This is a genomic window from Achromobacter colocynthidis (assembly GCF_057334535.1).
On record NZ_JBHFIZ010000020.1, the window covers coordinates 1 to 5,021 of the forward strand.

General features: G+C 65.8%; 4 protein-coding genes. All 4 read right to left on the reverse strand.

All coding sequences use genetic code 11. The annotated features are described in order from the left end of the window. The coding region (locus tag ACE04A_RS06160) for a methyl-accepting chemotaxis protein (RefSeq protein ID WP_485819951.1) at window positions 1-1,487 on the reverse strand (1,487 nt) is incomplete at its 3' end. A 138-nt stretch (window positions 1,488-1,625) separates the two neighbouring features. Continuing rightward, window positions 1,626-2,096: a hypothetical protein gene (locus ACE04A_RS06165; RefSeq protein ID WP_448716314.1), complete on the reverse strand. Its 471-nt coding sequence runs from the start codon at window positions 2,094-2,096 to the stop codon at window positions 1,626-1,628. Window positions 2,097-2,125: 29 nt separating this feature from the next. Next, window positions 2,126-3,994, reverse strand: coding sequence for a methyl-accepting chemotaxis protein (locus ACE04A_RS06170; protein WP_485819952.1), 1,869 nt, complete (start codon window positions 3,992-3,994; stop codon window positions 2,126-2,128). A 111-nt stretch (window positions 3,995-4,105) separates the two neighbouring features. Next, window positions 4,106-5,021: methyl-accepting chemotaxis protein (locus ACE04A_RS06175; protein ID WP_485819953.1), on the reverse strand; the 916-nt coding region annotated here is incomplete at its 5' end.

Sequence of the window (5,021 nt, forward strand, 5' to 3'; positions counted from 1 at the left end):
GCCGCCGAGATCTCGCCCATGATGTCCGTCACGCGCTTCACCGACGCCACGATTTCCTGCATCGTTGCGCCCGCGCGTTCCACCTGCTGCGAACCCGCGCCGACCTTGTTGACCGAGTCTTCGATCAGGCCCTTGATTTCCTTGGCGGCTTGCGCGCTGCGTTGCGCCAGCGAGCGCACTTCGCCCGCCACCACCGCAAAGCCCTTGCCCTGCTCGCCTGCACGCGCGGCTTCCACCGCCGCGTTCAGCGCCAGGATGTTGGTCTGGAACGCGATGCCGTCGATCACGGAAACAATCTCGGAGATCTTGCGCGAGCTGGCCGAAATGCCCTGCATCGTGCTGACCACTTCCGACACCGCCGAACCGCCGCGCTCGGCCACGTCCGACGCGCTGGCGGCCAACTGGTTGGCCTGGCGCGCGTTGTCCGCGTTCTGCTTCACGGTAGAGGCCAGCTCTTCCATCGACGCCGCGGTTTCCTCAAGGGAAGCCGCCTGCTCTTCGGTACGGCTGGACAGGTCCGTGTTGCCGGCCGCGATTTCACGCGAACCCACGGTGATCTCGTCCACGCCACGGCGCACCGTCGTCACCGTACGCGACAGGCTTTCCTGCATGCGCTTCACGGCAGCCATCAACTGGCCGATTTCGTTGTGCGACTTCACTTCCACGCGGCTCGTCAGGTCGCCGGCGGCGATCTTGTCGAAGTGCTGGCCGGCTTCCACCAGCGGGCGCACGACCAGGCGGCCGAACAAGATGCGGCAGAAAATCATCAGCAGCAATGCCACGCCCACCGCAACGGCCACGGCCACCATGGCGCGGTTGAAGTTCGCTTCAGCCTGATCGATAGTCGCTTGCTGCTGGTCGCCGATGTACTTGCTGAAGTCGCTGATCGCCTCGATGAAGGCGGCGCTACGCGGCGTGCCGTATTCGTTGTTCACCATGTAGAACGTCGAATAGTCTTCGCTGCGCAGGGCTTCCACCATCGTGTCCACACCGTCGTCGATGTAGGAGCGATAGCGGCGCACCAGGTTCATGGACAGTTGGCGGCCGGTGTCGTCCTGAAGCATGTTCTTCTGGAAGTCCGAGAAGCGGCTGCGCACGCCGGTCAGCAGATCGGTGGCGGCCTTCAAGGCGGCCGCCGCGTCGCGGGCCGAATTCTCGCCGCTGCCCCAACCGGATTCCTGCAAGTGGCGCGCGGCCACCATCAGGCTCACGCGGGCGCGCAGCATGTCGCTATTGATCATTTCGACTTGCTTGGCACGCTCGGTCAGCGCGTTCACTTCGCGGATGGACTCGTAATTGTGCTGCAAGAAAAATGCGGCCAGGCCGCCCACCGCCGCGATCAGAATCGCGAAGAACGCCATCACCCACAGCAGCATCGTACCGACGCGGGCGTCACGCAGCCGCAGCTTGCGTTTTACCTTGGGCGCGCGCGCGGCCGTTTTCCTGCCTTTGCCGGCCTTTGCGCCGGATTCGAGACTCGCTTCCATATTTTTCCCCATCCCTCAGGAACTGCTCTGACCAAATGAAAAACCACCTTGCGGACACGCCCTGTTACACGGCGGGTACATTCAAGGCGACGTACATTGCGGCGCGCGCCGCAATGTTCTCTGCTGGACTACCAAGGCCTACTGCTTACCCTGCGGAGCCAACCCGGCCGGCTCTCCCGGACCGGGTATGTAGATAGTTTGCACCTCGGGTTCCGCCACGGGTGCCGGCCAATCCTGACGCGCGTCAGGCATGGGCGCGGGACCCAGCAATTTCTGGCGTTCCCAAGGTTCCAGCAGAATATTGGTGCTATCAACCAGCCGCATCAGGCGGCCGTCCGGGCCGAACTGCAGCAGCGCTTCCTTGCGGCTGTAGAGCCCGTCGGTGATAAACGTGATCTTGTGCGACCAGAGGGCCAACTGCGTGCCGTCGGACTGTCGGTAAATCTTGTCGGGCGGCGCGGTCAGCGCCCGCGAGGCTTCTTCCAGCGTCGTCTGGCCAGGGGTCAGCGTGCTCAGTTTGCCCGGGTCGAAGTTATGGCCCGTGGCCGCGCAGCCGCCAAGCAGCAACGCGATGGCGGCAGCCGCCAGAAGATGTCTATAGCCTCGCATACCCTACCTGTGCGCCAGCAGTGCCGGCATCAAAAAGATTCCCAATCGTCGTCGGACGGTGCTTGTCGGCGGCTTGCCGCCGGCGCCGGTTTGGCCTCGCCCGCAGGCGCTGTCGGACGCGGAGCCGGACGGCGCAACGGACGCGCGGCGGTCGCGCCCTCGGCGGCGGCGGCCGGCTTGGCACGCGCGGCGTGGGTCAGACGCACAGCGGGCGCCGAGCGCGCAGGCGCTTCGGCGGGTGCATCAACCGGGGCCTTGGCCGGAGCCGGCGCGGCAACTCGAGGCGCGCGCGGCGGCGGGGCTTGCTGCGCCAACTGGCGTGCCGGCACCTCAATCACTTCGCCCGCGTTGATCTTGAACACCGCCACGGCTTGCACCAGGCGTTCCGCCTGCTCTTGCAGCGAACCCGCCGCGGCCGCCGCTTCTTCCACCAGCGCCGCGTTCTGCTGCGTCACTTCGTCCATCTGCGACACGGCGCGGTTGACCTGGTCAATACCGCTGGACTGCTCATCGGACGCCGCCGAGATCTCGCCCATGATGTCCGTCACGCGCTTCACCGAGGCCACGATTTCCTGCATGGTCGCGCCCGCGCGTTCCACTTGCTGCGAACCGGCGCCGACCTTGCTGACCGAGTCTTCGATCAGGCCCTTGATTTCCTTGGCGGCTTGCGCGCTGCGCTGCGCCAGCGAGCGCACTTCGCCCGCCACCACCGCAAAGCCCTTGCCCTGCTCACCCGCGCGCGCCGCTTCCACGGCGGCGTTCAACGCCAGGATGTTGGTCTGGAAGGCGATGCCGTCGATGACGGAAACGATTTCCGAAATCTTGCGCGAGCTGGCCGAAATGTCGTGCATGGTGTTGACCACTTCCGACACCGCCGAACCACCGCGCTCGGCCACGTCCGACGCACTGGCCGCCAACTGGTTGGCCTGGCGTGCGTTGTCGGCGTTCTGCTTCACCGTGGACGCCAGTTCTTCCATCGATGCGGCGGTTTCCTCAAGGGAAGCCGCCTGTTGTTCCGTGCGGCTGGACAGGTCCGTGTTGCCGGCGGAGATTTCGCGCGACCCCACGTTGATCTCGTCCACGCCACGGCGCACCGCCGCCACCGTACGCGTCAGGCTTTCCTGCATGCGCTTCACGGCAGCCATCAAGTGGCCGATTTCGTTATTGGCCGTGGCTTCCACGCGCACGGTCAGATCACCGCCCGCGATCTTGTCGAAGCTGTCGCTGACGGCGCGCAAGGGGCGCAGCACGACGCGGTTCATGAACAGGAAGGCGCCCAGGGACACGGCCAGGATCAACGCGGCCAAGCCCAGGTACACGTAGGTCATCATCGTGGACTCGGCGCGCGAGGCTTGCACCTGCCGCTCGCTATACGCGCTGATGTTGTCGGCGAAGGCCGTCAGTTCCTTGAAGAACGCACCGCTGGCGGCGCCCGCCTTGGTGTTCTTCAAGCTCAGGTAGGTGGCGGCATCGCCCTTGTCCAGCGCGCCCATCATCGACTGCAGCGCATCGGAGAAGCCGTTGAACGACGAAATCAGTTGGCCTTCGGAGGCCTTGCCCATCTCCGTCATCTTCGGAACGGCCTTGAAGGCGTCCATCTTCTTCTTGGCGTCGCCGATCAGTTGCTGCACCGTGCGCGAGTTGTCGGCCGCGCCAGTGGCGTCACCGGCCGCGCGCTGCGCGGCGGCGATGTCGGCCCGCACCGTGGCGCGCAGCATCTGCGTGTAAGCATCCTTGATCAGGTTGCTCTGCTGCACGCTCAGCGAGTCGAGCGCGTTGATCGTCACGGCGCTGGCACGCATGCTGTTCCAGCCCAAACCAATTGCAACCAGTGCGGCCAGGGCAACTGCCAACTGAGCGAGCATCAAGCCCGTACGCACCTTCAGATTGCTGAACATGTTCCGATAGTTCCGGTAGTCGTCCCGGCGGCGCGCGATGGCCGCCGGTCCGTAAAGGGGAATGACCTGTTTGTAATCGACTGCCTATTCAATGCACTGACGCGGGATTCGTCAGAAGGACTCCCAATCATCGTCCGCGGGCGCGGACCTGCGGTTGGATGCTGAAGTGGCCGGCTTGGGCTCGGTCCGGGTAGCCGCGTTGTCCGCGCGCGTGGCCGGACGTCGCAGCGGGCGCACCACCGTGGCCGCCGTGGCGGCCGGCTTGGGACGCGCGACCTGCGTCTTGCGCGGCGCGGGCTTCGGTGCGGCGGGCGCTTCGTCAGCGTCCTGCGTCGATGCCTCGGCCTGCGATGCGGCCGTGGCGGACGTTGCTGCCGCGCCTGCCGGCTGCGCCGAATGCGGCAAATGCTGGGACGGCGACGGCGCGCGCGGCGCCGCTTGCGGCGGCGACACGCGCGGCGCGGCCTGCTGGCTGGCCAGATGCTGCGCCGGCACTTCAATCACTTCGCCCGCGTTGATCTTGAACACCGCCACGGCTTGCGCCAGACGCTGGGCCTGTTCTTGCAAGGAGCCCGCCGCGGCGGCCGCTTCTTCGACCAAGGCCGCGTTCTGCTGCGTCACTTCGTCCATCTGCGACACCGCGCGGTTGACCTGGTCAATACCGCTGGACTGCTCTTCGGACGCCGCCGAGATCTCGCCCATGATGTCCGTCACGCGCTTCACCGAGGCCACGATTTCCTGCATCGTTGCGCCCGCGCGTTCCACCTGTTGCGAACCCGCGCCAACCTTCGTGACCGAGTCTTCGATCAGGCCCTTGATTTCCTTGGCGGCTTGCGCGCTGCGTTGCGCCAGCGAGCGCACTTCGCCCGCCACCACCGCAAAGCCCTTGCCCTGCTCGCCTGCACGCGCGGCTTCCACCGCCGCGTTCAGCGCCAGGATGTTGGTCTGGAACGCGATGCCGTCGATCACGGAAACAATCTCGGAGATCTTGCGCGAGCTGGCCGAAATGCCCTGCATCGTGCTGACC